The following is a 25,746-nucleotide window of genomic DNA, read 5'->3' on the forward strand; positions in this document are numbered from 1 at the left end:
TGACCCCCCACATGACCCCTGACGTGACCCCGGCATGACCGTCGCGTTCGCGACGTGCTCGCTGCTGCCCGAGGGGAGCGACGACGTCCAGGCCCTGATCGCCGCCTGCGCCGCGCTGGGCGTCGGCGCCGAGCCCGTGGTCTGGGACGGCGACGCCGACTGGCCGGCCTACGACCTGGTCGTCGTCCGCTCCACCTGGGACTACACGTCCCGGCGCGAGGCGTTCACGGCGTGGGCGCAGAGCCTGCCGCGCGTCCTGAACCCCGCCGGGATCATCCGGTGGAACACCGACAAGCGCTACCTCCGCGACCTCGCCGCCGCCGGCCTGCCCGTCGTCCCGACCCTCTGGGACCCCGACGACATCCCGGCCGGGTGGCCGGAGTACGTGATCAAGCCGGCCGTGTCCATCGGCTCCGGCGACACGGCCCGCTGGGGCCCCGGCGAGGAGGACGCGGCCCGCGCCCACCTGCGCTCCCTGCGCGAGGCGGGCCGCACGGCGATGGTCCAGCCGTACCTGTCCGCGGTCGACACCGCCGGCGAGACGGCCCTGGTCTTCTGCGACGGCGAGTTCAGCCACGCCGGGCGCAAGGCCCGCATCCTCACCGCCGGCGCGGGGATCGAGGGCCCCGTCCGCGGCGACTCGGCGCGTGGCCGGGTCACGGCCGCCACGGCGACCGGCGCGGAACTGGACGTCGCGGAACGCGCCCTGGCCGCCGTCCCGGGCGGCGGCGACCTCCTCTACGCCCGCGTCGACCTCGTCCCGGGCCCGGACGGCGCGCCGCTCATCATCGAACTCGAGCTCACCGAGCCGAACCTCTACCTGCAGCACGGCCCCGGCAGCGCCGGCCGCTTCGCCGAGGCGATCGCCGCCCGGCTCTAGGCCGGGTCCTCCTCGGGCGCCGGGACGGCGGTCTCCGGGGAGCGCCCGGCGATCGGAAGGATGATCGCGGACGGGTGGTCGGGGTCGTGGAAGACCTCCTGGCGGGCCTTGAGCATGCGGGTCGCGGCCGTGGCGAGGGGTTCGCCGGTGCCGGGGTTCGCGGCGACCTTGGGGTGGGCTCCGCTGGTGACGTGGACGCGGATCCGGTGGCCGCGCGCGAAGCGGTGGCCGGCGGGCCACAGGTCGACGGCGATGCGGCGGACGCCGTCCGTGCCGACGGGCTTCTCGGCGGTGGAGGGCAGGCGGAGGCCGCCCTCGCAGACGTTGCGGGACGTCCCGTCCGGGGCGACGTCGCAGAGCCGGACGACGAAGTCGGTGTGCTCGCGGTCGGAGCGGACGAACAGGTCGGCGCCGACCGGGCCGATGACCTCCAGGTCGGCGGCGAGGGCGGGGGAGGTGAACGCCAGGACGTCCGGGCGCCGCTCCAGCGGGCGGTTGTCGACGGGGCGGGAGCTGCCGAGGAGGGTGGGGCCGCCGAGCGCGGGCGTCGGGTCGGCCGGGTCGAAGGTGTAGGCGCTCGGTGGGTGGTCCTGCGGGCCGTCCTCACCGAGGCCGCGGCCGGCGTGCAGGTGCCAGCGCACCTGCCGGCCGCCGGGCGGCGGCCAGTCGCGGTAGTGCCGCCACTCGCGGGCGCCGGTGACGTAGAGGCGGACGGGGTCGGGGCGCAGCCCGGACGGGTCGCCCCGCAGGTGGGCGCGGAACCAGGCGAGCGACTCGCGGATGCCCGGCAGGCCGTGCCGGGCGTCGGTGTGCCACCAGGGCCCGATGGTCAGGTACGGGGCGTGCCCTGCGGAGCGCAGCGCCAGGTAGTCCCTGATCTGCCACGGCAGGAACACGTCGTACCAGCCGCCGAGGAGGCTGACGGGCGCGGCGACCCTGCCGACGGTGCCGCTGAAGTCGCGGCGGTCCCAGTAGCCGTGCGGGACGGCGTGGTTGGCGAGGAGGTCCTGGTAGAAGCGCATCGGCGCGCCGCCGGCCAGCACGTCCAGCTCGGCGAGGGGGCGGCCGGACCGGGCGGCGCGGACGGCGCGGCGCCGGGACGTCAGCGGCGCGGTCAGCATGCCGAGCGGGCGCCGCTGCCGGTGCGTGAGGTCGGTCCAGGTCAGCGCCGACTCCAGGGCGAACGACCCGCCCACGTAGGCGGCGTCGCGGAACGAGGACGCGGTGATCTGCAGCGACATCGCCTTCAGCTCGGGCCCGGCCTCGGCCGCGATCGCCCACGCCGAGTAGCCGAGGTAGCTGGGGCCGAACATGGCGAACGCGCCGTGGAACCAGGGCTGCCGCTTCAGCCATTCGACGGTGGCGAGCCCGTCGTCGCGCTCGCTGCCGAGCGGGTCGAACTCGCCGCCGGAGCCGGACGTCCCGCGCGCGCTCTGCACGACCAGCTGGAAGCCGAACGGGACGAACGGCAGCCCGTTGGCCAGGGCGGCGGGCCCGCGGCGGCCGTAGGGGGTCCGCACCAGGATGGTGGGCGGGCGCTCGACGCCGGTGGGGACGTACCGGTCGGCGAGCAGCGCGACCCCGTCCGGCATGACCACCGGCAGGTCGCGCTCGACGGTGTAGCGCGTCAGCCCTCGGTGGCGAGGGAGCCCAAGAGCCATGCCGCCTCCGCGTCAGGTCGTCCACTACCAAGCACGGTAACCGCGGACGGGCGCCGCAATCGTCAGGGGCCGGTGATGAACGCCCACGGGTCGGGTGCGGCGGCGACCGCGGCGCCCAGTTCATCCGCCCATGCCGTCTCGTTTCCGTATTCGTCCCGCCATGACCACAACCGCAGCGTGACCTGCCGCAGGACGTGCTCCTCGGTGACCCCGAGCGCGCCGTGCACCTGGTGCGCGATCGCCGCGACCGTGCCCGCCGCGCGCGAGGCGTTCGCCTTGGCGGCGGCCACCGCGGCCGGGTCGTCCGGGGCGCGGACGGCGGCGCGCGCCGCGACGTCCGCGACGGCGGCCTCCCCGGCGAGTTCGGCGAGCATCTGCTGGACGGCCTGGAATCGCCCGAGCGGACGCCCGAACTGCTCCCGCTCGCGCGCGTACCGGACGGACAGGTCCAGCGCCCGCCCCATCGCCCCGGTCAGCTGCACGGCCCGCGCCAGCGCCCCGCGCCGCCGCAGCTCGGCCGCGTCCACCGCGCACGGCGCCACGGCCTCCGCCTCGACCCCGGACAGCACGACGTCGTCGCGGGGCTCGCCCGCCACGTTCGCCCCCTCGGTGATCTGCGCGCGCGCCGGGTCGACGACCGCGACGGCCCCGTCCGCCACGACGACGATCCGGTGCGCGGAGCGGCCCCAGGGGACGCGCCGCAGCGTGCCGCGCACGGTCCGCCCGTCGATCCCGGCCTCGCCGGACGCGGCGGTGAGCACCCCGGACGGGACCGGCAGCCCGGCCTCGGCGAGGAGCCGCCCGGCGAGCCACCCCGTCTCGGCGAGCGGGACGGAGACGGCGCGGCGCCCGGCGGCGCGCAGGACGACGGCGGCGTCGGCGAGGCTCCCGCCGCTGCCGCCCGCCTCCTCCGGCACACCGACCAGCGCGAGCCCCGACTCGGCCAGCGCCGCCCACGGCTCGTCCCGCGCCAGGACGTCGTTCGCGGTCTCTTCCAGCAGTTCCATCAGCGCACTCCCAGGCCGCGCGCGACGATGCCGCGCAGGATCTCGTTGGTGCCGCCCCGCAGCGTGAACCCGGGCGCCTGGACGACGGACTCCGCCAGCGCGCGGGCCAGCGGGTCGGGGGAGGCGAGGTCGGGCTCCACGCCCGCGTGCTCCCGCACGACCTCGATGACCTCGCGCTCGAACCGCGTCCCGAGGTCCTTGACCAGCGCCGCGGGCACATCGGGGGCCTGCCCGGCGTCGAGCGCGCCGGCGACCGCCAGGGACGCCTGCCGCAGCGACCACAGCCGCCCGGTCAGCCGGCCGAGCGCGCGCCGCGCCGCCGGGCCGTCCGCCCGGCCGTGCAGCAGCCGGATCAGCATGAACGTGCTGAGCAGCCGCTCCGGGCCGCTGCGCTCGTAGGCCAGCTCGGCGGTGACCTGCCGCCAGCCGTCCCCGGGGCGGCCGAGCACCATCGCGTCCGGGACGAACGCGCCGTCGAACACCACCTCGTTGAAGTGGTGCTCGCCGGACAGGCCCCGGATCGGCCGGACCGCCACCCGCTCGTCCGGCAGCGGGACGATGAACTGGGTCAGCCCCGCGTGCCGGTCGTCCGACCTCGGCCCGGTGCGGGCCAGCACCAGGATCGCGTGGGCGATGTGGGCGCCGCTCGTCCACACCTTGGTGCCGTGCAGGCGCCAGCCGCCGTCGGCGCGGTCGGCGCGGGTGCGGACGGACGCCAGGTCCGACCCGGAGTCCGGCTCGCTCATCCCGATCGCGAAGAAGCACTCGCCGCGCGCGATCGCCGGCAGGAACCGCGTCTTCTGCTCCTCGGTGCCGTTGGCGAGGATGCCCGGCCCCGTCTGCCGGTCCGCGATCCAGTGCGCGCCCACCGGCGCCCCGGCGGCCAGCAGCTCCTCGATCACGACGAACCGCTCCAGCGGCGAGCGCCCGTGCCCGCCGTACCGCTCCGGCAGCGTCATGCCGAGCCAGCCGCGCTCGCCGAGCCGCCGGCTGAACGCGGGGTCCGCGCCGGTGAGCCAGCTGTCGCAGCGGGCCGTGAACGGCGTCTCCGCCAGGAACTCGCGGACCCGCGCCCGCAACTCGGCGGCCTGCGGCGGGAACGTTCCCGGCTCCAGCTCGGACGGTGTGACCACGTGCGCCTCCTCGGTCTCAGGGCGACGTTACCGACGTGCCCCCGGACGCCGGTCAGCGGGCCCTTACCCGGGCCCGTCCTTGGCGGGCGGCGGACTTCTCTGGAATCGTTGCCCTCTTACACCGCGACCTCAGGGAGAGAACACGACATGTGGCCCGGGTCGAACCCGCCGCTCGGACCGCCGCCCATGGAGCCGGGCAGGGTGGCGCCCTCCCCCGTCCCGGAGCGGCGCGTCCTGCCGGGCGCGGGCTGGTACGCGCTGCCCGTCGCCCTGGTGTTCGCGGCCGTGGTGGGCTTCTCGACCCTGTTCGCGCTGCTGTGGGACGACTCCCGGGTCGCGGACGGCGCGGCGGCGTCCGGCGACCCGGTCGCGGGGGTGCGGGTCCGGCTGTCGGAGGGGTACGGCTACTTCCTCTACGTCCGCGCCGGCGGCACCTCGCCCTACGCGTGCGGGGTCCAGGTGGGCGCGCGGTCCGGGCCCGTCCGGCTGACGCGGAAGAACTCCTGGAGCGCGTCCGAGCGCCCCGCCTACCGGTACACGGCCACGTTCCACGCGCCGGTGTCCGGGACGGCGCGGCTGACCTGCCGGGGCACCGACGGCCCCATCCTGGTGGCGCCGGACGACACCGTCGACGAGTACCTGGGCTTCGCCTTCCTCACCGCCGCCGGGCTCGGCGGGCTCGCGGTCCTCAGCTTCGCGGTCACCTTCCTGCGCCGCGGCGCCGCCAGGCGGCGCGCCGCAGCGGCCCCGTCCGGCCACTGAGAACCCCGACGCTGTACGGCACCCTGAGGATCGTCGACCGGACGACGTGGCGGCAGGCGCTCGGCGCGAACCAGGCACGGCGGCCCACCGCCGGGCCGGCCGAGCGGCCGGCCGGTCAGGACGTGAGTTCGCGCTCCAGCGGGGTGCGGAAGCGCGGGACGGCGCGCACGTCGCCGTACCAGTCCGCCATGCGGGCCGCCTCCCGCTCGATCGCGGCCTCGGCGTCGGCGCCGACGTCCTCCAGGACGCGGACGGCGATCTCCCCGTCCGGGCGCTGCGCCCAGCCGCCGACGATCCGCCCGTCCCACCAGACCGACGGGCCGATGTTGCCGTTCCGGTCGAACAGCGCCGGGCCGTGGCCGCCGAGGAACCAGCCGCGCTCCCGCCAGCCCATCGGCGTCGGGTCGAGCGCGGGCAGCAGCGCCGCCCACGGCTCGGCCGCGGGCGCGGGCTCCAGGTCGTCGGACAGGACGACGCCGGTGCCGCCGCCGAGGTCGACCTCGGTGACGTCCAGGAGCGCGAGCGCCTTCTTGACGTCGCCGGCGTTCCAGCCCGTCCACCATTTGATGTCGGTGACCGGGGCGGGGCCGAACGCGCGCAGCCACCGGCGGACCAGGTCGGCGCGCGCCTCGGCGGCCGGGATCTCCGCGATGCCGCCGGGCAGCCACGCCTCGACGGGCGACCACCGGTACTGGCTGCTGATCCACGACCCGTTCGGCCGCCCCCGCACGATGCGCCCCTCGCAGCCGAGCGTGACGAGGATCCAGGTGGTGACGTTCGTGGGACGGGAGTAGGACTTGCCGGGCGCCGGGTCGACCTGCGTCCGCAGCAGCGGGACGTCGGCGCCGAGCTGCGCGCCCGTCGCCTCCCCGCGCGCCAGCAGCGCCTTGTGCGCGGCCTCCTCGGCCTCGGCGAAGAACGACGCGGCGTCGGTGATGTCGCTGCCGCGCTCGATGATCCGGGCGTAGACGGCGCGCTGCTTGGCCGCCAGCGCGTTCGCCGTGGACGCCTGGAGCACCGGCACCAGCTCGGTGGGCGCGACGAACATCGTCCGGCGCATCGCGAGCATCCGCAGCAGTGTGCGGTCGTCGTACAGCGCCCGCTCCACCGCCGCGGGGACGGCGCCGGTGCTGCGGGCCGCGACCGACAGGAACACCGTGGCCGGATCGGTCGCGTGCAGCACCACCATGGACCGCGCGATGTCGAGGACGTCGCCGGTCCTGGCCTGGGGGGCGAGCCGATGGCGGAGCGCGAGCCGGGCCCGGCGCTCCGCCGCGGTAATCGAACGCATGTACGAAGTTTAGACCGGATCACCCGGCGTTGGAGATCTTCACCACCACATTGTCCTGGGTGACCGACTGGACCGAGATGTTGAACCCTTCGGCCTGCTCGCCGTCGCCCACCGGCACGGTCACCGTCTGGCCGGCGACCTTGAGCGTCACCATCTCGCCCTGGACCTTCACCAGTTCGGCCTTCACGCCGAGGACGGACGCGCTCGCGTCCACGCCGCGGTCGAAGGTCACCGTGCAGGAGTTGACGTCGCAGGAGGTCTTGCTGTTCTCGCCGCCGCACGCGGCCAGGGCGCCCAGCGGCAGCAGGGCGAACGGGACTACGGCCAGCTTCCGCCGGAGGGGAAAGGAGGTCATGCCGGGGAGTCTATGGGCCCCGCCGGGCCGCCGGTGCCCTCCCTCGGGCGGATCCGCCCGCGACGAATGTGGTACCGCACGGTGACGCGGCTGGATCTCCCCGGTGACGCCGTGCTTCGCTGGGCGGGTGAGTACGGACAGCGCCCCGGTGCGCGGCGAGGGGGCCGCCGAGTCGCCGGTGTTCGGCCCCGTCGTGTGCGCCGCGCTGCGGATCGAGGCCCGCGCGGTCAGGCGCGGGCTCAGCCGGACGCCGGTCGTGGTCGTCGGCTACCGCGCCCGGGACGCGGCCCGGCTCCCGGGCGCCTGCGCCGCCCTCGTCACCGTCGGCTTCGGCGGCGCGCTCGACGGGCGGCTGCGGCCGGGCGACGTCCTCGTCGCCGACGAGATCCGCGGTCCCGGCGGGACGGCGGTGCCGTGCGCCGCGCCGCGCCTGCTCGCCGGGGAGCTGATCCGGGACGGCCTGAGCGCGCAGGTCGGCCCCCTCGTCACCACCGACCACGTCGTCCGCGGCGCGGAGCGCGCCGTGCTGGCCGCGCAGGGCGCGCGGGTCGCCGACATGGAGTCGGCCATCGTCGCCGCGCGGGCGCGCGGGCTGCCGGTCGCGGGCGTCCGGGTCGTCGTCGACGGCCCCGGGCATCCGCTGTGGCATCCCGGCATCGTCGGCCGCGGGCTGGCCGCGCGGCGCGTCCTCGCCCGCGTCGGCCCGGCCCTGGAGCGCTGGAGCGTCCTGCTGGTGCGCGCCGCCGAGGACGCGGGCGGGGACGCCGGCGGGGGCGCCGCCGGCTGACCGCGGCTCAGCCGTGCCCGCCGCCGTGCTGGCCTCCGCCGCCGTGGTGGTCGCCCTGGACGATCTCGCCGCCGAGCTCCTTGCGCAGCGACTCCAGCACCGGCTTCTCGCTGACCGCGATCCAGCGGGCCCCGACCAGGTACCACCCGCCCCACGGCTTGGCCTCGTGCAGCCAGGAGTCCATGCCGCCGTCCGTGGTGAAGCTGAGCAGGACGTAGCGTCCGAGCGAGGTCTTGCAGTTCCCCTGCTCCAGGTCCTTGACCTTGCGCGTGCCGGTCACCTTGCAGTCGGTCTGCTGGGCCAGTTCCTGGAGGCTGGCCGGCTTCGCGGCCTTCCCGTCGGAGGCGTCGGACTTCGCGGAGCAGCCCGCCGCGAGCGGCAGCGCGAGCGCCGCCGCGCACAGCAGCGCCGTCCGTGGTCGCGGCAGCGTGATCGGGCCGAGGGGGTGTCGGGAACCCATCGCCATTCCTCTCCGGGGTGAGATGCGCGATTCGAGGGGTGAATACGCGCCCCGCCCCGGCGGGGTTCACCGGCCCGGCCCGCCGGGTCAGGTCATCAGCCGGGCGCCCGCCGCGGCTCGGACGCCGGGCTCCTCGGCGCCGTCCTGCTGCAGCCGCCGCAGCCGCAACCCGGTCTCGCGGGTCAGCGGCGCGGACCTCGCCGCCTCGGCGCGGACGCCCTCCTCGCAGTCCCACAGCCCTTCGACGGCGTAGGACTCGGCCGTGTGCGGCGCCGTTCTCGTCAACGCGGTCAGTATGCGGGGTCTCAGATAGGCGTAGGGCGACTCGCTCCAAGCGGTCTTCAGCAGCGGGACGGCCTCGCCGGCGCGCAGGCGTCCCAGTCCCTCGATCGGGCCGGCGGCGCCGCCCCATTCGCGCCGGGCCACGGCCCCGCGCAGCTCGTCCATGAGCAGCGGTATGTCCTGGCGGGTGCCGTACCTGGCGAGGATGCGCAGCCCCATGTCGGCGCAGCCGCCCCGCTGCGCCGCCCACGCCCGCGCCCGCGGCAGCGTCTCCGGCCCGTACTCCCGCAGCGCCCGGCACACCGCGCCGCCGAACCTGCTCGGCCGCTGCGGCAGCAGTTCCTCGGCCAGGTCGAGCAGCGCCGGCGTCCGCCGCCGCCCCAGCTCGAAGATCGCCGCGATCGCGCCCTCGCCGCGCCGCCGCGCCAGCTCCAGCAGCTCCGCCTCGCTCTGCGCGTCCCGCCCGGGGGCCGCCACCATCGCGCGGCGCGCCGCCCGGCCCGCCTCCCGCTGCCGCTCCAGCGCCCGCGCCACCCGCGGCTGCCGCGCCGCCCACGCCTCGACCACCGGGTTGCGCCCGCCGGGGATCAGCAGCGCCAGGTCGGCGTCGTCGCACCGCGCCGCCACCAGCTCGTCCAAACCGGTCGTCAGTGACGGGTCCTCAAGGTCGATGAGCTCCGCCACCGCGTCGAACCACTGCGCGCCCTCCTCGGCGTACCGCCGCAGCGGTGCCGCCGCCTCGCGCCGGCTCAGCCGCACCAGGTCCGCGAGCACGCCCAAAGCCAGGTCCACCCGCCAGTCGTCGGGATCGGTGTGGTCGGACGGGTCGAACAGGTGCTCGGCCACCGGCCCGGCCGGCAACTCCAGATCCACCATCAACCGGGCGTAGTACAGCCGCCGTGACTCGCACTGGCGGTCCCACCGCGGATCGCGCCGGACGCAGGCGTACACGTACTCGCCCGCCCCCGGCCTGTCCGCCGCGCGCCGCGCGGCCCTTCCGAGTCCCCGCTGCAGCTGACCGTGCAGCGTGCCCGCCGATTCCAAGACGACCTCGTTGCTCACCCCGCCAGAATGCGCACTAGACCAGATAACGGGCAAGTGCTTTACCCCAGGTGGTCATGTCCGTCTACAGGCTCCGCTGGGCCGCCCAGGAGGCGTGCAGGTCGGCGTAGACGCCCGGTTCGGCGACCAGATCGGCGTGCGGGCCGCGCTGGACGATGCGGCCCGCCTCGAGGACGATCACCTCGTCGGCCGCCTCGGCGGTGGAGAGCCGGTGCGCGATGGCGATCGCCGTGCGGCCCCGGGTCACCCCGTCCAGGGCCCGCTGGATGCGGACCTCGGTGGCCGGGTCGACGGCCGACGTCGCCTCGTCCAGGACGAGGAGGTCCGGGTCGGCGACGTAGGCGCGGGCGAGGGCGACGAGCTGGCGCTCGCCCGCCGACAGGGACTCGCCGCGCTGCCCGACCGGGGTGCCGAGGCCCTGCGGCAGCCCCTCCAGCCAGTCGGCGAGGCCCAGCTCGGTGAGCGCGAGGACGAGCTCCTCGTCGGACGCGCCGGGCCTGCCGTAGCGGATGTTGTCGCCCAGGGACGCGTCGAACAGGAAGCCGTCCTGCGGCACCATCACGATCCGCTCGCGCAGGGACGAGAACCGGACGTCGGTCAGCGGCACTCCGTCTACGAGGACCCGGCCGGAGACGGGGTCCATGAGGCGGGTCAGGAGCTTGGCGAACGTCGTCTTGCCCGACCCGGTCTGCCCGACGATCGCCACCCGGCTGCGGGGCGCGATCTCCGCGTTCACGTCGTGCAGGACGCGCGGGCCGCCCGGGTAGGCGAACCCGACCGACTCGAACCGCACCTCGATCGGCCCGCGCGGCAGCGCCGTGCCCGCGTCGCCCGGGTCGGCGACGTCCGGCACGGTGTCCAGCACGCCGAGCACCCGCCGCCAGCCCGCGATCGCGTTCTGCGCCTCGTTCAGCACCTCGGTGGCCGTCTGCATCGGGCTGACGAACAGGGTGACGAGGAACAGGAACGCGATCAGCCGGCCGGCCGACACCTCGCCGGCGATGCCGAGCAGGGTGCCGGCGATGACGACGGCGGCCGTCGCCAGGGCCGCGACCAGCTCGCTGACCGGGAACGTCAGCGCGACCATGACCTGCGCGCGGGTCTGCGCCGAGCGGTAGGCGTCCACGGTCTCGTCCACCCGGCGGCCGGTGCGCTCCTCGGACGCGTACGCGCGGATGACCGGCGCGCCCACGACCGACTCGCCGACCGCGGCGAGCAGGTCGCCCATGCGCTCCCGCACCCGGAAGTAGGCGCCCGACAGGACCCGCTGGAAGCGGCGCAGCGCGAACGCCAGCGGCAGGAACGCCGCCCACACCAGCAGCGCCAGCTGCCACGAGTAGACGAGCATCAGCACGCTCGCCACGAGCAGCTGCCCGATCGACACGATGAACATCAGCCCGCCGGACTGCATGAACTGGCTGATCTGGTCGACGTCGCTCGTCACGCGCGACACCAGCGCGCCGCGCCGCTCCCCGCTCTGGGTGAGCATCGACAGGTCGTGGACGTGCCGGAACGCCTTCACCCGCAGCGCCGCGAGGCCGCCCTCGGACGTCCTGTACAGCCGCACGTTCATCAGGTACGCGCACACGGCCGTCACCAGCACGGCCGCCGCGCACAGCAGCACCGCCGTCCGGATGAAGGCGATGTCGGGGCCGCCGTTCCGGCCGAGGCCCTTGTCGATCGTCTGCTGGACGGCGATGGGCACCACCACGCGTCCCGCCGTGGACACGAGGGCCAGGGCGAGCGTCCCGGCGAGGCCCGCCCGGAACTCCGGGCTGAGGCGCAGCCCCCGCCTGAGCGTGCTGAGCGCGCCCTCGGTCGTCGACGTGCTGTCCAGGACCGTCATGCCAGGGCCTCCTCGCCGCCTTCGACCGCCTCTTGCTCGGCCGCCTCCTGCTCCGCCTCGGCCCGCTCGTAGGCGTTGACGAGGTTGCGGTAGCCCTCCGAGCCCTCCAGCAGGTCGGCGTGGGCGCCGCGCGCGACGACGCGGCCGTGCTCCATGTAGACCACCTCGTCGGCCAGCGCGATGGTCGCCTTGCGGTAGGCGACGACCACGACGGTGGCGCCGCCCGCCGCGTCCGCCTGCGCCTCCCGCAGGCTCCGCAGGATGCGGGCCTCCACCTGCGGGTCGACGCTGGACGTCGCGTCGTCCAGGACGAGGAGGCGGGGCCGCCGCACCAGGGCGCGGGCCAGCGCGAGCCGCTGCCGCTGCCCGCCCGACAGCGTCGCGCCGCGCTCGCCCACCTTCGTGTCGAGGCCGTCGGCGAGCGCCGCGACGAAACCCTCCGCCTGCGCGAGGCGGAGGGCCTCCCAGACCCGCTCGTCCGGCACGTCCAGGCCGAGCGTGACGTTGCCGCGCACGGTGTCGTCGAACAGGAACGTCTGCTGCGGGACGAGCGCCGCCGTCGCCGCGATCCCGCCGCGCCGGACGTCCCGCAGGTCGACGCCGTCCAGCAGGACGGAGCCGTCCGCCGGGTCGACGAGCCGGACCAGGAGCGACGTCAGCGTCGACTTGCCGGAGCCCGTCGGGCCCACCACCGCGATCGTCCGGCCGGGGGTCGCCGCGAACGACACGTCGTGCAGGATGTGCCGGTCGGACTCGGTCTCATAGGCGAAGCGGATCTCGCGGACCTCCAGCTCGGTCGCCGCGCCGGAGCCGTCCAGAGCGCCGTCCCCGTACGGGAGGGAGCCGCTGGCGTCCAGCACGCCGCGGACCCGCTGCCATCCGACGACGCTGCGCGGCACCTCGCCGAGCACCCAGCCGAGCGCCCGGATCGGCCACGACAGCAGCGTGAACAGGTAGGCGACGTTCACCAGGTCGCCCGGCGACATCGCGCCGGACTCCAGCCGCAGCGACCCGATCAGCAGGACGGCGAGGACGCCGAGGTTCGGCAGCGCCTCCAGGACCGGGTCGAACAGCCCGCGGATCCGGCCGACGGCGATGTTGGCGTCCCGCAGCGCCTCCGCGCGCTCCCGGAACCGCCCGGTCTCGGCCGCCTCCCGGCCGAGGGTCTTGACCACCAGGCCGCCCTCGAAGCTCTCGTGCGCCACCTCGCTCACCTCGGCGCGCAGCTGCTGCGCGCGGGTCGCGACCGGCGACAGCCGGCGCTGGTACACGACGTTGATCAGTGCGACGGCGGGGAAGACCAGGAAGCCGACCGCGGCCACGACCACGTCCGTCACCAGGATCGACGCGGCCGAGATCAGCAGCATGAACACCACGCCCACCGCCATCGGCAGCGGCGCGATCGGCGCCCACACCGCCTCGACGTCGGCGTTGGCGTTCGACAGCAGCTGCCCGGTCGGGTGCCGGTGGTGCCACGCCAGCGGCAGCCGCAGGTACTGGCGGGTCACCGCGCGGCGGTAGGACGCCTGCAACCGGTACTGCATGAGGCCCGCGTAGAACCGGCGCCCGGCGACGCCGAGCGCCTTCAGCAGCGCCACCCCCATGACGAGCGCGGCGGCGCCGGCCAGCTTCCCGGCCGTCGTGCTCCCCGACGCGAACGCCGGCAGCACGACCTCCTCCGTCGCCCAGCCGAGCACCCCCGCGGTCGCCACGGTCATCGCGGCGTACAGGGCGCTGGCGAGCACCGACACGGTGAACACCCGCGGCTCCGCCCTGACCGCGACCCACAGCACGCCCATGCCCTCCCTGAGCACATGCGGGCTGACGCGTCTGGACCCAGGTGGCACGGCTACTCCTCGTTCTCACGGCGATGCCCGCAACCCCCCGCGACCGCGGCGCGGGGATCTGCGGGCCTGCACATTGCCTACCATGCGGCCACGGCGGTTATTCCCGGCGATCCCGGCACGGCTTACGATCGGGCGATGACCACACCCGAGGCCGGTCCGGCCGATCCCGGCCCCGTCCGGCGCGAGCGGCTGCTGCTCGCCGCCGCGCTGGCGGAGGCGGGGCCGGACGCGGCCACGAAATGCGCGGGCTGGACCGCCCGCGACCTGGCCGCCCATCTGGTCGTCCGGGAGAACCGCCCCGACGCCGCCCCGGGAATACTGCTGTCCCCCCTCTCCTTCTACACCGAGCGCGTCCGGCGCCGGACGGCGAGCGCCGTGCCGTTCGACCGCCTCGTCGAACGGTTTCGGGACGGTCCGGCGAAGTTCTCCCCGTACGCGCTTCCGGGAGTTGACAAAAACGCGAACGGCGTCGAGTTCTTTGTTCACCATGAGGACGTCCGGCGCGCGCGTCCCGACTGGGAGCCGCGGGAGATCTCGCCGGAACTCGGTGAAGTGCTGTGGCGACGGATAAAAATTGCCCGCTTTGTCCTAAGAAAAGTTCAGGTCGAGGTAACGCTCGTGCAACCGGACGGGCGTGCCCTCCGGGTGCCGGCCCGCGGCCGGGACGCCCGCCGGAACGCCCGCGGAGCCGTCCGCGTGCACGGCCCGGTCGGCGAACTCGTCCTGTGGGCACTGGGCCGCCGGGACGTCGCCGACGTCCGCCTCACCGGGGCGACGGACGCTGTCAAGAGCCTGACCGAGACCGGTTGGAGTCTTTAACGGGCAGGTAACGGCACGGTTCGCCGGGAGGAGAATCACGTGCCTTGCGGCTCCTCCGCTTTACGCGGAAGCGGTGATACTGTGGGCCCGTCGGTTGCAGTCGTGGTTCTCGATCGTGCAGACGCCCGCGGACTGATGGCAGCGGGCGTTTTGGCTTTTCCGGGACCGTACCGGGAGGCGAGAGCGTTCCGCAGCGACCGCACGGGCCCGCGAGGTGTGGGCCCAGGTTTTGCCGCAAGGAGAAAGACATGCCCCAGCAGGGCACCGTGAAGTGGTTCAACGCCGAGAAGGGCTTCGGATTCATCGCCGTCGACGGCGGCGGTCCGGACGTCTTCGTGCACTACTCGGCCATCCAGTCCTCCGGATACCGCACTCTGGACGAGAACCAGCGCGTCCAGTTCGAGGTGACGCAGGGTAACCGGGGTCCGCAGGCCGACCAGGTCGTCCCCCTGTAACACCCGTAGTCGTACGTCTGGGCCCGCTCCCTCCGCCAGGGCGCGGGCCCATTCGTTCATGGCGGGCCCGGGGCGCAATAAACTTCGGGCATGCCCGTACCAGCGTCCAATCTGGATCCGAAGATCGCGGCGCGGCTGAAGCGCGACCCGAACGGCCTCGTCCCCGCCATCGCCCAGCAGTACGACACCGGCGAGGTGCTCATGCTCGGCTGGATGGACGACGAGGCCCTGCACCGCACCCTCACCACCGGCCGCTGCACCTACTGGTCGCGCAGCCGGCGCGAGTACTGGGTGAAGGGCGAGAGCTCCGGCCACCAGCAGTGGGTCAAGTCGGTCGCGCTCGACTGCGACGCCGACGCCGTCCTGGTGAAGGTCGACCAGGTCGGCGGCGCCTGCCACACCGGCGACCGCACCTGCTGGGACGCCGACGTCCTCGACGCCGCCGTCGGGGAACGCCCCGAGCAGGGCGCATGACGCCCGGGCGCGAACGCGCCCTGGCGGCGCTGCTGTGCGCCGCCGGCGCGGGCCTCGCCCTGCTCGCCGCCGGGCGCACCTGGGCCGCCGTCAAGGCCGAGGACGCCATCACGCCGTTCACCCAGACGCTCACCGGCGGCGACCTCGGCGGCGCCGCGGGCGCCCTCGGCTGGGCCGGCCTCGCCGGCCTCGCCGCCCTGTTCGCCACCCGCGGCCGCGTCCGCGCCGCCGTCGGCGTCCTCATCGCCCTGTTCGGCGCCGGGATCGCCTACGCGTCGGCGTCCGCCGTCCGGCGCTCGAACGTGCTGGACGCCGCCGCCGACAAGAGCGCCCTGATCAGGCTCGGCGCCGACCCGGCCCTCCAGGCGAACCTGTGGTGGCTGGTCTCCGTCGCCGGCGGCGTCCTCCTGGTGGCCGCCGGCGTCCTCACCGCGGTCCGCGGCGGGCGCTGGCCCGCCATGTCGTCCCGCTACGAGCGGGAAGGCCCCGCCGCTCAGCAGCGGGCGGACGACCCGTCCGCGATGTGGCGGTCCCTCGACCGCGGCGAGGACCCGACCGCCCGGCGGAGCGGGCGCGCATGACCGCCGACGGTGGCGGACTCGTGCTCGTCGTCGAGCACGACCCCGCCGTCGCCGAACTGCAGCGCCGCTACCTGGCCCGCGAGGGCTACGACGTCGAGATCGAACCCGACCCGGCCCGCGCGCCCGCCGCCGCCGAGCGCGCCCGCCCCGACGTCGTCGTCCTCGACCTGTCCACCGCCGCGCTGCCCGCCGACCTGCACCGCCGCGTCGCCGACGCCGCCCGCCCCGCCCCCGTCGTCGCCGTCACCGGCCCTCTCGACTCCGCCGCCGCCCGCCCGCTCGGCGACCACCGCGTCGAGCGCCCCTTCGGCCCCCGTGTCCTCGTCGCCGCCGTCGCCGAGGCCCTCCGCCGCGGCGCCCCCGCCGCCGTCCCGCCCGCCCCCCTCCGCGCCGGCTCGATCGCCCTCGACCCCCACGACCGCACCGCCGCCACCGGCGACCGCCGCGTCACCCTCACCGTCACCGAGTTCGACCTCCTCGAATTCCTCATGGCCAACCCCGGACGCGTCTTCACCCGCGAACAACTCCTCGACGCCGCCTGGGGCCCCGGCGCCGGCGCTGGCAGCCGCACCGTCGACGTCCACGTGGCCCAACTGCGCGCGAAACTAGGCGAAGCCAGCCCCATCAGAACAGTCAGAGGCATCGGCTACGTACTGGACTGTTAAGCCCTTGAGCTGCGGCGTGTTGTTGCTTCCGGCGCGCTCATACCAACAACACGCCGCAGATCAACGCACCCGGCGAACCTTGGTGGCGGCGCCAGGGGTGCCCTCGCGGCCTATCGTGGACGTGTGACTCGGGTAGGCGTTCCTTCGCAGGAGCATTCGTGCGCGCCCAAAAGGGGTGTGCGGGGGCTGCTACCCCAGGCGGCGGTGCTCGGCGGGGTGGTCGCGGGGGCCCTTGTCGTGGCGTTCCGGGGCGATCCGAATGAGGCGGGGCACTATCCCGGCTGCCCGTTCCTGGCGCTGACCGGGTACTACTGCCCGGGCTGCGGCATGACGCGGCTCGTCTACGCCCTGACGCACGGCGACGTGGGCGTCGCCTTCGGCCTCAATCCGCTGCTGTTCGTACTCCTGCCGGTCTTCGGCTACCTCTACGTCCTCTGGACCGTCAGGACGGCCAGGGGCCTGCCGATGCGGACCGTCCTTTTCAAACAGCCGGTGGTCTACTCGTTCCTGGGCCTGGTGATCGTCTACTGGATAGTCCGCAACCTCCCCGCGGCCCAAGCCCTGGCACCATGACCCCGGCCCCCCCGGTGGTCTGAACCCCAGCCGACGGCACGGGCAGGCACGCGGAGGGCGCTCCAGCGCCCGGAGCGGGCATGCCCGCCGACGCACGCGACCGCAGCGACGCCGCACAAACAGCAACACGCACAAAAACCGAAACGCGTCGTGAGGATCGCGTGCGTCGCTGACGGGGGGTTCGGGGGGTCGCCCCCCCGATAGATATAGTGCACGGAACGACCTGAAATAGGGGGCCTGCGACCTTGAGCGTTTTGGACGAGATCATCGAAGGCGTCCGGGCCGATCTCGCCGACAGGCAGCGCGAGGTCCCGCTGGACGCCCTCAAGGAGAAGGCGGCGGCGGCCCCGGCCGCGCGGGACGCGCTGGCGGCGCTGCGGGGTCCGGGTGTGTCGGTCATCGCCGAGGTCAAGCGCAGCAGCCCGTCCAAGGGGGCGCTCGCCGCGATCGCGGATCCCGCGGCGCTCGCCCGCGACTACGAGGCCGGCGGCGCGAAGGTGATCAGCGTGCTGACGGAGCGGCGCCGGTTCGGCGGCAGCCTGGCGGACCTGGCGGAGGTCCGCGCCAACGTCGGCGTCTGCGTCCTGCGCAAGGACTTCGTCGTGACCTCGTACCAGCTGTGGGAGGCGCGGGCGGCGGGCGCCGACATGGTGCTGCTGATCGTCGCGGCGCTGCCGCAGGACGCCCTGGTGTCGCTGGTGGAGCGGGCCGAGTCGATCGGGCTGGTGCCGCTGGTGGAGGCGCACACCGAGGAGGAGGCGGCGCGGGCCGTGGAGGCGGGCGCGAAGGTCGTCGGCGTGAACGCCCGTGATCTGCGGACGCTGAAGGTGGACCGCGGGGTGTTCGCCCGGGTCGCGCCCACGATCCCGAAGGACGTCGTGAAGATCGCGGAGTCGGGGGTGCGGGGCCCGCACGACCTGCTGGCGTACGCCTCCAGCGGGGCGGACGCCGTGCTCGTGGGGGAGAGCCTGGTCATCGGCCGGGACCCGCGGGCCGCGGTCGCGGACCTGGTCGCGGCGGGCGCCCATCCGGCGCTGCGCCAGAGCGGCTGACCGCTCGATAGGGTGGCGGCTATGCAGGTCGAACCGCTCCGGGAGCGATGGCGGGGCTAGTCCAGGACCCCACTGACCCCGTTCCCTTCTCCCATGACAGGACGCGTTTTCCCATGACCATGGACACCGCCGCGCGCGGTGCTGGAGCCGTACCCGACGCCACAGGCCATTTCGGACGTTTCGGTGGCCGGTTCGCGCCCGAGGCGCTGATGGCGGCGCTGGACGAGCTGACCCGCGAGTTCGAGGCCGCGAAGCGCGACCCCGGGTTCACCGCCGAACTGGACGACCTCCTCGCGAACTACGCGGGACGTCCGAGCCTGCTGACGGAGGCGAGGCGCTTCGCCGAGCACGCGGGCGGCGCCCGGGTGCTGCTGAAGCGCGAGGACCTCAACCACACCGGCTCGCACAAGATCAACAACGTGCTGGGCCAGGCGCTGCTCACCAAGCGGATGGGCAAGTCCCGCATCCTCGCCGAGACCGGCGCCGGGCAGCACGGCGTCGCCACCGCGACCGCCGCCGCGCTCCTCGGCCTGACCTGCACCGTCTACATGGGCGAGGTCGACACCGAGCGGCAGGCCCTCAACGTCGCCCGGATGCGGATGCTCGGCGCCGAGGTGATCCCGGTGCGGACCGGCAGCCGCACCCTCAAGGACGCCTGCAACGAGGCGTTCCGCGACTGGGTCGCCACCGTCGACGACACCCACTACTGCATCGGCTCGGTCATGGGCCCGCACCCGTTCCCGATGATGGTCCGCGACTTCCAGCGCGTCATCGGGGTCGAGGCGCGGCGGCAGTGCCTGGACATGACGGGCGCCCTGCCGGACGCGGTCGTCGCCTGCGTCGGCGGCGGATCCAACGCGATCGGCACCTTCCACGCCTTCGTCCCGGACGAGTCCGTCCGGCTGTACGGGTTCGAGGCGGGCGGCGACGGCGTCGCCTCGGGCAAGCACGCCGCGACGCTCGTCGGCGGCTCGCTCGGCGTCATCCACGGCATGCGGACCTACCTGCTCCAGGACGACGACGGCCAGACCCTCGAGACCCATTCGATCTCGGCCGGGCTCGACTATCCGGGCGTCGGCCCCGAGCACTCGTGGCTGCACGAGACGGGGCGCGCCGAGTACCGCGAGATCACCGACGCGGAGGCGATGGACGCGTTCGCGCTGCTGTGCCGGACGGAGGGCATCATCCCGGCCATCGAGTCCGCGCACGCGCTCGCCGGCGCGCTCAAGGTCGGCAGGGAGCTGGGCCCGGACGCCACGATCGTCGTGTGCCTGTCCGGGCGCGGCGACAAGGACATGCACACGGCCGCCGCCTTCTTCGGCCTGATGCCGGAAGGAGAGGGCGAGTGAGCGCCCGCACCGCGTACGACAAGGCCAAGGCCGAGGGGCGGGCCGCGCTCGTCGGCTACCTGCCCGTCGGGTTCCCGACCGTCGACGGCGCCGCCGAGGTCGCCAGGACCATGGTGGACGCGGGCTGCGACGTCATCGAGCTCGGCCTGCCCTACAGCGACCCGATGATCGACGGCCCCGTCATCCAGGACGCCGTCCACCAGGCGCTCGTCGGCGGCGCCCGCGTCGCCGACGTGTTCCGGACGGTCGAGGCCGTCGCCGCCACCGGCGCCCCGGTCCTCGTCATGACGTACTGGAACCCCGTCGACCACTACGGCGCCGACCGGTTCGCGCGGGACCTCGCGTCCGCCGGCGGGGCCGGGCTGATCACGCCGGACCTCACGCCCGAGGAGGGCGGCGAGTGGCTGGAGGCGTCCGAGGCGCACGACCTCGACCGGGTGTTCCTCGTCGCGCTCAGCTCCACCGACGAGCGCATCGAGAAGGTCACCGGGGTGTGCCGGGGCTTCGTGTACGCGGCGTCGCTGATGGGCGTCACCGGTGCCCGCTCGGCGATCGACACCGGCGCCCCGCGCCTGGTGGAGCGGACCCGGGCGATCATCGACAAGGCCGGCACGGGGCTGCCCGTCGGCCTCGGGCTCGGCGTCGGCACCGGCGCGCAGGCCGCCGAGGTCGCGGGCTTCGCCGACGGCGTGATCGTCGGGTCGGCGTTCGTCCGCCGCGTCCTGGAGGCCCCCGACCTCGCGTCCGGGGTGGCCGCCGTCCGGTCGTTCACCGAGGAGCTCGCGGCGGGCGTCCGCGCCGGCCGCTGAGCGTTCCGGACGTGTCCGCCGGGCCCGCGCGGATCGCGGCGGAGCCGTTTCCGCGCGGGCTTTGCCGTACGCCGGGAACTCCGGCCGGGCCCCGCCGAGTTCATGCTTGTGGTACCGCCGCTCTCCAATAGGGTGTGTTCGCCGGCCGAGCCGGCGCAGGCGGTCCCGGAAGGATCACGATGACGCAAGAGATGACGGCCGATGACCGGGTCGACGCGGCGTCGCCGCCGCTGCCGCCCGCGTGGTTCCAGATCCCGGCCTGGCTGCTGACGATCGCCGGGCTCGGGATCTCGGTCTACCTGACGATCAGCCACTACGACGAGGGCGCGCTGGTGTGCTCGGCGACCTCGACGATCGACTGCCACGCGGTCACGACGAGCGAGTACTCCGCCCTGCTCGGCATCCCGATGCCGCTGCTGGGGCTGGCGTTCTTCGTCGGGTTCGGCGCGCTGCTGACGCCGTGGGCGCTGCGCGCCACGTGGCCGCCGCTGCGCTGGGGCCGGGTGGCGGCCGTCTCGGTGGGCGTGCTCATGGTCGTCTACCTGGTCACCGTCGAGCTGGCGGTCCTGCACAAGATCTGCCTGTGGTGCACCGGGGTCCACGTCGTCACCGTCCTGCTGTTCCTCCTCGTCCTGGCCGACGAATTCCGACGTATCGGTCAGGTCGACTAACCTCCCGTTACCGCGCCGCGCGACGGCGGCGCCGGGTCCGCACGCACTAGGAGAACCAATGAGCAAGGCCGCACGAGAGCGGTCCGCGAGGGAGCGCCTGGCCGCCGAGCGCAAGCGGCAGGCGGCGCGGGAGAAGCAGCGGCGGCTGCTCGCCATCGTCATCGGGTCCGTGGTGGCCGTGGCGGTGATCGTGGTCGGCGCCGTCCTCGTCATCGACCAGAAGGACAAGAACGGCCGGGCCGAGGTCCACCAGGGCGCGCTGGCCCCCCTCAGCCGCCAGGACGACGGCTCCATCGTGATGGCCAAGGCCGGGGTGACCAAGCCGGAGCTGGAGATCTTCGAGGACTTCCAGTGCCCGATCTGCAAGCAGTTCGAGGAGGCCACCGGCGAGACGGTCGAGAAGCTCGCGCTGGAGGGCAAGGTCAAGGTCGTCTACCGGCCGTTCCACCTGTTCGGGCAGCAGAAGGACCCGATCAAGATCAACTCGCTGCGCTCGGCGGAGGCGGCGCTCTGCGTCCCGGCCGACAAGTGGATCTCCTACCATGACGCGCTCTTCAAGTTCCAGCCCGCCGAGGGCTCGGAGGGCTTCTCGCCCGACGACCTCGTGAAGTGGGGCAAGGACATCGGGATCACCGACGCGAACTTCGAGAAGTGCGTCCGGGACGAGCAGAAGAAGCCCCAGGTCGACCAGATGACGAACTACGCCCTGCAGCAGCGCGGCGTGGACGGCACCCCGACGGTCTTCCTGAACGGCCAGAAGCTCGACCAGACCCAGTTCATGAACCCGGCGGCCCTGCGGGCCACCATCGACGCCGCCGCGGCGGCGGGCAAGTGACGCCTGCCCGCACAGGCGGCGAGTGAGACCGGCCCCCGGCGCTTCTTGAGGACCTCCCCGGCCGTCACCGCTACGCTCGTGATAGCTCAGAGCACGCACGGTGGCGATCGGGGGATCGATGAGCGAGCAGGGGAGGGGTCCGTCCGCGCGGCGGCGCCTCGCGGACGAACGGGCACGGGCGGCGGCCCGGGGACGCCGGCAGCGCGCGCTGCTGGTCGTCCTCGGCGCCGTCGCGCTGGCGGCGGTCGCGGTCGTCGCTGTCGTGGTGCTGATGTCCCGGGACGGGACCGAACCCGCGATCGACGGCTACAAGGGGGCGCTCGCCCCCGCCACCCGGCAGCAGGACGGCTCGGTCGCGATGGCGCAGCCGGGGGTGAGCGCGCCCGTCCTCGACGTCTGGGAGGACTTCCAGTGCCCCGCCTGCAAGACGATGGAGGCGCGGCTCGGCGGGACGATGAAGCAGCTCGCGGCCGAGGGCAGGCTCAAGGTCGTCTACCGGCCGTTCCAGCTGTTCCAGCAGGAGCCGCTCATGTCCAACTCGCGGCGGGCCGCGAACGCCGCCGCCTGCATGCCGGCCGACCACTGGGTCGAGTATCACGACCGGCTCTACGCCGAGCAGCCCGTGGAGGGCGACGACGGGTTCCTCCCGAAGGACCTCATCGCGTGGGCGGCCGACCTCGGCGTGACCGACCCGTCCTTCGCCGCCTGCGTCAACGGCGAGCAGAAGATGAAGGCCGTCGACCAGGCGAGCATCCAGGCGGGCAAGGCCGGCGTCGACTCCACCCCGTTCCTCGCGCTGGACGGCGAGAAGGTCGGGAACGACGTCCTGGGCTCGCCCGACGACCTCAGGAAGGCCGTCGCCGAAGCGGGCGGGAGCACGCCCGCGCCCACCGGCACGCGGTCGAGCGGCACCGCCGCCGACCGGTCCGGCGGCGCACCGGGGACGGCGGTTCCATCTCGGTCGTAGAGAGGGCGCGCACCGCGCCCGGGAGGCGGTAACGTCAACGGTCATGCACCAGCTCGCCTCCATCCCGAGTCCCTCGCAGGGCGTCTGGCACCTCGGGCCCGTCCCGGTGCGCGCCTACGCCATCATGATCATTCTTGGCATCGTCGCCGCGGTCTGGCTGGGCGAGCGGCGCTGGGCGGCCAAGGGCGGCACGCCTGGCGTGATCGTCGACGTTGCCGTGTGGGCGGTGCCGTTCGGCCTGGTCGGCGGTCGGCTCTACCACGTGATCACCGACTACCAGCGGTACTTCGGCGAGGACGGCGACCCCGTCCGGGCGCTGGAGATCTGGAAGGGCGGCCTCGGCATCTGGGGCGCCGTCGCGCTGGGCGCGGTCGGCGCGGTCATCGGCTGCCGGCGGCGCGGCATCTCGGTGCTGGCGCTCGGCGACGCGGTCGCGCCCGGCATCGCGCTGGCGCAGGCGATCGGCCGCTGGGGCAACTACTGGAACCAGGAGCTGTACGGCCGCCCGCTGGACGCCTTCTGGGCGCTGAAGATCGACGAGAACCACCGGCCGATGCTGGACGGCGGGCCCGCGCTCGACCCGAAGTACGCCGACATCGCGACGTACCATCCGACGTTCCTGTACGAGTCGCTGTGGTGCGTCGGCGTCGCGGTCCTCGTCATCTGGGCCGACCGCCGCTACAAGCTCACGCACGGCCGCGCGTTCGCCCTCTACGTCGCCGCCTACACCGTCGGGCGCGGCTGGATCGAGGCGCTGCGCATCGACGACGCCCACCACATCCTCGGCCTCCGGCTGAACGACTGGACGTCGATCGTCCTGTTCCTCGGCGCGGTCGCGTACCTGTACCTGGCCCGGAACAGCACCGGCCCGGAGAACGTCGGCATCCCCGCGGAGGCGGCCTCCGGCGGCGCGGGCTCCGTCCCCGGCACGGCCGGGACCGAGGCCGAGACGAAGGGCGGGGCGGAGGGCGAGCCGGGAGCCTCCGACACCGCCGCGGACGCAGCCGGACCCGCGGACGACGAGCCCGTCTCCGCCGCCGAGGACGCGCAGGACGCGGACGAACTGGAGGCAGGCCCCGAAGCGGCCGCCCGGGCGGAGGATGCCCCGGCGGACGTCCCCGAGGACGCCGCGGGGCCCGAGGCCGAGACGGAACCCGAGAGCAAGGCCGACTCCGAGACCGAGGCTGAGCCCGAGGCCGCACCCGAGACGAAGGCCGACGACCAGACCAAGGCCGACGACCAGACCAAGGCCGGCGGCGGGACCAAGGCCGAGAGGGCGGCCGAGGAGGACGGCACCGCCGAGCTCACCCGGCCGGCCAAGGGGGAGCCCATCCCCGATGGGAAATGAGGCAGGCGGCGGCGGGGGAACGCGGGGGCGAGATGACCAGTGAGAAGACGAGCGGGACGTCCGAGCAGCACCATCGGCACCGCGATGTGACGGGCGGCTGGCTGCGGCCCGCGGTGTTCGGCGCGATGGACGGGCTGGTGTCCAACTTCGCGCTGATCGCGGGTGTCGCGGGCGGCCAGGCGGAGCAGCAGGTGGTGTTGCTGGCGGGTCTCGCGGGCCTGGCGGCGGGCGCGTTCTCCATGGCGGCGGGGGAGTACATCTCGGTGGCCTCCCAGTCGGAACTGGCGGAGGCGGAGATCGAGGTCGAGCGGCTGGAACTCGCCCGGCACCCGGTCGCCGAGGAGCGCGAGCTGGCCGAGGTCTTCGAGGCGCGCGGCGTGGACCCGGACACGGCCGCCGAGGTCGCGCGGCAGCTGTCGCGCGACCCCGACGAGGCCCTGGAGGTGCACACCAGGGAGGAGCTCGGGGTGACGCCGGGCGACCTGCCGTCGCCGGTGCTGGCCGCGGGCTCGTCGTTCCTGTCGTTCGCGGTCGGCGCGATCCTGCCGGTGCTGCCGTACCTGCTGGGCGCCACGTCGCTGTGGCCTGCGGCGATCGTCGCGGGCCTCGGCCTGTTCCTCGCCGGGGCGCTGGTGTCGCGGATCACGACCCGCCCCTGGTGGTTCGGCGGGGCGCGGCAGCTGCTGTTCGGCGCCGCCGCCGCCGGGATCACCTACGGCGTCGGCGCGCTGATCGGGACCAACGGCCTGTAGCTCGAAGGAATCTGGACGAAAAGCCCTTTTGGGCGCGCGAGGGCGACCCGGCCCGCTAAGCTCCGGGGCGTGATCGAGGCTCGTGACCCAGGTTCCGCCCAGGCCGCGCAGAAGGGCGGCGGGCAGGACTTCTGGCCGGAGGAGAAGTCCGGCCGCAAGCGCCCCAGTCCGAAGCTGCTGCTCGGCGGCGCCGCCGCGCTGGTCGTGGTGATCGTCGCGGCCGTGGCCGCGGTGCTGCTGACCGGCGGCGGGAGCGAGGAGTCCGCGGCGAAGACGGCGGCGCCGACCGCCTACACGCCCGACTACCTCGGCGAGGGCTTCGCCCAGATCGCGGCCCGCACCGCCGACGGCCGCGCGATCACCGAGGGCGAGGCGTTCGGCGCCAAGAGCCTCAAGACCGGCAAGTACGCGTTCACGCTGGCCGCGTCCGAGCTGTCGAACGACTGCAAGACCGGCACGTGGGGCGCGCGCCTGCACGGCGACCTCGCCAAGTACCAGTGCAGCCAGCTGGTCCGGGCCGCCTACGTGAGCGGCGACAAGAAGCACGTCGGCCAGTTCATCGTGCTGAACATGGCGACCGAGGACGGCGTCAAGCAGGTCCTCCGCGACCTCGACCCGGCGACCGGCGCCGGCTGGGTGACGCCGCTGAAGGCGCCGGACGTCCCCGCGTTCGGGCAGGGGTTCAGCGCCGCCTACGCCAAGACCTACGGCCACTACGCCGTGATCACGTGGGTGGAGCGGGCCGGCGGCGCGCAGCCCGCCTCGCTCAACGAGATGATCGACGTGAGCCTCGTCATCGAGAACGCCGCCGACTTCCTCTACGGGCGGCTCGACCTGGCTTCCGGCGGAAGGACCGGTCAGTGAGCGGCCCGCGCGCGGGCGCGTCACCGGCCGGCGGGCGGTAGTCTGCGCGCCCGTGGACCCCGATGACCCGCGCCGCGGCCGCGGCGGAGCGCCGGTGAGCCGGCAGGGCCGCGGCAGGCCCGCCCCCCGCAGGACGCCGCCGGCCCGCGCGGGCGGCCC

Annotated in this window: 27 protein-coding genes; 18 read left to right on the forward strand and 9 right to left on the reverse strand. The window is 74.5% G+C overall.

The features are described from left to right. Window positions 1-34 precede the first annotated feature (34 nt). Window positions 35-880, forward strand: a complete 846-nt coding sequence (locus SM611_RS25250; protein WP_371952389.1) for an ATP-grasp domain-containing protein — start codon at window positions 35-37, stop codon at window positions 878-880. Here SM611_RS25250 and SM611_RS25255 read toward each other — a convergent pair. The 3 genes from SM611_RS25255 to SM611_RS25265 all read right to left on the reverse strand — a co-directional run bounded on the left by SM611_RS25255 (window position 877) and on the right by SM611_RS25265 (window position 4,681). After that, window positions 877-2,541: a CocE/NonD family hydrolase gene (locus tag SM611_RS25255; protein ID WP_371952390.1), complete on the reverse strand. Its 1,665-nt coding sequence runs from the start codon at window positions 2,539-2,541 to the stop codon at window positions 877-879. The two genes, SM611_RS25250 and SM611_RS25255, sit on opposite strands and share 4 nt — an antisense overlap. Before the next feature lie 62 nt (window positions 2,542-2,603). Continuing rightward, window positions 2,604-3,548 (reverse strand): acyl-CoA dehydrogenase family protein, encoded by a 945-nt coding sequence (locus tag SM611_RS25260; RefSeq protein ID WP_371952391.1) that lies wholly within the window; start codon window positions 3,546-3,548, stop codon window positions 2,604-2,606. Then, window positions 3,548-4,681: an acyl-CoA dehydrogenase family protein gene (locus tag SM611_RS25265; RefSeq protein WP_371952392.1), complete on the reverse strand. Its 1,134-nt coding sequence runs from the start codon at window positions 4,679-4,681 to the stop codon at window positions 3,548-3,550. The genes SM611_RS25260 and SM611_RS25265 overlap by 1 nt, the downstream gene beginning before the upstream one ends. A gap of 147 nt (window positions 4,682-4,828) precedes the next feature. Here SM611_RS25265 and SM611_RS25270 point away from each other — a divergent pair, with 147 nt between their 5' ends. Then, complete coding sequence (locus SM611_RS25270) at window positions 4,829-5,443, forward strand: hypothetical protein (RefSeq protein ID WP_371952393.1); 615 nt, start codon at window positions 4,829-4,831, stop codon at window positions 5,441-5,443. A 115-nt stretch (window positions 5,444-5,558) separates the two neighbouring features. Here the strand turns inward: SM611_RS25270 and SM611_RS25275 are convergent, their stop codons facing one another. Further along, window positions 5,559-6,734 carry a winged helix DNA-binding domain-containing protein gene (locus SM611_RS25275; RefSeq protein ID WP_371952394.1) on the reverse strand — a complete coding sequence of 392 codons (1,176 nt, stop codon included), beginning with the start codon at window positions 6,732-6,734 and terminating at the stop codon, window positions 5,559-5,561. Between the two features lie 19 nt (window positions 6,735-6,753). Beyond that, window positions 6,754-7,089, reverse strand: a complete 336-nt coding sequence (locus SM611_RS25280) for a hypothetical protein (RefSeq protein ID WP_371952395.1) — start codon at window positions 7,087-7,089, stop codon at window positions 6,754-6,756. Window positions 7,090-7,216: 127 nt separating this feature from the next. Here SM611_RS25280 and SM611_RS25285 point away from each other — a divergent pair, with 127 nt between their 5' ends. Next, window positions 7,217-7,876 carry a phosphorylase family protein gene (locus SM611_RS25285; RefSeq protein ID WP_371952396.1) on the forward strand — a complete coding sequence of 220 codons (660 nt, stop codon included), beginning with the start codon at window positions 7,217-7,219 and terminating at the stop codon, window positions 7,874-7,876. Window positions 7,877-7,883: 7 nt separating this feature from the next. On the opposite strand, the gene SM611_RS25290 is transcribed toward SM611_RS25285, so the two are convergent. The 4 genes from SM611_RS25290 to SM611_RS25305 form a co-directional block, all read right to left on the reverse strand. Further along, complete coding sequence (locus SM611_RS25290; RefSeq protein ID WP_371952397.1) at window positions 7,884-8,336, reverse strand: hypothetical protein; 453 nt, start codon at window positions 8,334-8,336, stop codon at window positions 7,884-7,886. Between the two features lie 87 nt (window positions 8,337-8,423). Next, a complete protein-coding gene (locus SM611_RS25295; protein WP_371952398.1) occupies window positions 8,424-9,680 on the reverse strand; it encodes a hypothetical protein in 1,257 nt (418 codons plus the stop codon). 64 nt (window positions 9,681-9,744) lie between these two features. After that, entirely contained in the window at window positions 9,745-11,526 is a 1,782-nt protein-coding gene (locus SM611_RS25300; protein WP_371952399.1) for an ABC transporter ATP-binding protein, read from the reverse strand. Next, a complete protein-coding gene (locus SM611_RS25305; RefSeq protein WP_371952424.1) occupies window positions 11,523-13,325 on the reverse strand; it encodes an ABC transporter ATP-binding protein in 1,803 nt (600 codons plus the stop codon). Before SM611_RS25305 ends, SM611_RS25300 begins: the two co-directional genes overlap by 4 nt. 183 nt (window positions 13,326-13,508) lie before the next feature. On the opposite strand from SM611_RS25305, the gene SM611_RS25310 reads away from it, so the two are divergent. From SM611_RS25310 to SM611_RS25380, 15 genes are all read left to right on the forward strand, one after another. Next, window positions 13,509-14,192, forward strand: coding sequence for a TIGR03085 family metal-binding protein (locus SM611_RS25310; RefSeq protein WP_371952400.1), 684 nt, complete (start codon window positions 13,509-13,511; stop codon window positions 14,190-14,192). 248 nt (window positions 14,193-14,440) lie between these two features. Then, window positions 14,441-14,647, forward strand: coding sequence for a cold-shock protein (locus SM611_RS25315; protein ID WP_018657218.1), 207 nt, complete (start codon window positions 14,441-14,443; stop codon window positions 14,645-14,647). Window positions 14,648-14,737: 90 nt separating this feature from the next. Continuing rightward, window positions 14,738-15,121 carry a phosphoribosyl-AMP cyclohydrolase gene (gene hisI / locus SM611_RS25320; RefSeq protein ID WP_371952401.1) on the forward strand — a complete coding sequence of 128 codons (384 nt, stop codon included), beginning with the start codon at window positions 14,738-14,740 and terminating at the stop codon, window positions 15,119-15,121. Then, on the forward strand, window positions 15,118-15,702 hold the full coding sequence (locus tag SM611_RS25325; protein WP_371952402.1) for a TIGR02234 family membrane protein: 585 nt from the start codon (window positions 15,118-15,120) through the stop codon (window positions 15,700-15,702). The genes hisI and SM611_RS25325 overlap by 4 nt, the downstream gene beginning before the upstream one ends. Further along, entirely contained in the window at window positions 15,699-16,367 is a 669-nt protein-coding gene (locus SM611_RS25330) for a response regulator transcription factor (RefSeq protein ID WP_371952403.1), read from the forward strand. Before SM611_RS25325 ends, SM611_RS25330 begins: the two co-directional genes overlap by 4 nt. A gap of 177 nt (window positions 16,368-16,544) precedes the next feature. Next, window positions 16,545-16,940 (forward strand): DUF2752 domain-containing protein, encoded by a 396-nt coding sequence (locus SM611_RS25335; protein ID WP_371952404.1) that lies wholly within the window; start codon window positions 16,545-16,547, stop codon window positions 16,938-16,940. Between the two features lie 245 nt (window positions 16,941-17,185). Beyond that, window positions 17,186-17,992 carry an indole-3-glycerol phosphate synthase TrpC gene (trpC, locus tag SM611_RS25340; RefSeq protein ID WP_371952405.1) on the forward strand — a complete coding sequence of 269 codons (807 nt, stop codon included), beginning with the start codon at window positions 17,186-17,188 and terminating at the stop codon, window positions 17,990-17,992. Window positions 17,993-18,105: 113 nt separating this feature from the next. Beyond that, window positions 18,106-19,341: a tryptophan synthase subunit beta gene (gene trpB / locus SM611_RS25345; protein ID WP_371952406.1), complete on the forward strand. Its 1,236-nt coding sequence runs from the start codon at window positions 18,106-18,108 to the stop codon at window positions 19,339-19,341. Next, window positions 19,338-20,150 carry a tryptophan synthase subunit alpha gene (gene trpA, locus SM611_RS25350; RefSeq protein ID WP_371952407.1) on the forward strand — a complete coding sequence of 271 codons (813 nt, stop codon included), beginning with the start codon at window positions 19,338-19,340 and terminating at the stop codon, window positions 20,148-20,150. Before trpB ends, trpA begins: the two co-directional genes overlap by 4 nt. Before the next feature lie 179 nt (window positions 20,151-20,329). After that, window positions 20,330-20,821: a vitamin K epoxide reductase family protein gene (locus SM611_RS25355; RefSeq protein WP_371952408.1), complete on the forward strand. Its 492-nt coding sequence runs from the start codon at window positions 20,330-20,332 to the stop codon at window positions 20,819-20,821. A gap of 58 nt (window positions 20,822-20,879) precedes the next feature. Next, window positions 20,880-21,656, forward strand: coding sequence for a DsbA family protein (locus SM611_RS25360; protein WP_371952409.1), 777 nt, complete (start codon window positions 20,880-20,882; stop codon window positions 21,654-21,656). A 118-nt stretch (window positions 21,657-21,774) separates the two neighbouring features. Continuing rightward, a complete protein-coding gene (locus SM611_RS25365) occupies window positions 21,775-22,623 on the forward strand; it encodes a DsbA family protein (RefSeq protein ID WP_371952410.1) in 849 nt (282 codons plus the stop codon). Between the two features lie 43 nt (window positions 22,624-22,666). Then, window positions 22,667-23,971: a prolipoprotein diacylglyceryl transferase gene (gene lgt / locus SM611_RS25370; RefSeq protein ID WP_371952411.1), complete on the forward strand. Its 1,305-nt coding sequence runs from the start codon at window positions 22,667-22,669 to the stop codon at window positions 23,969-23,971. A gap of 32 nt (window positions 23,972-24,003) precedes the next feature. Then, a complete protein-coding gene (locus tag SM611_RS25375) occupies window positions 24,004-24,723 on the forward strand; it encodes a VIT1/CCC1 transporter family protein (protein ID WP_371952412.1) in 720 nt (239 codons plus the stop codon). Window positions 24,724-24,792: 69 nt separating this feature from the next. Further along, a complete protein-coding gene (locus tag SM611_RS25380) occupies window positions 24,793-25,587 on the forward strand; it encodes a hypothetical protein (protein WP_371952413.1) in 795 nt (264 codons plus the stop codon). Window positions 25,588-25,746 lie beyond the last annotated feature (159 nt).

The sequence above is a fragment of the Actinomadura monticuli genome (assembly GCF_041463655.1).
GTDB classification, from domain to species: Bacteria; Actinomycetota; Actinomycetes; order Streptosporangiales; family Streptosporangiaceae; genus Spirillospora; species Spirillospora monticuli.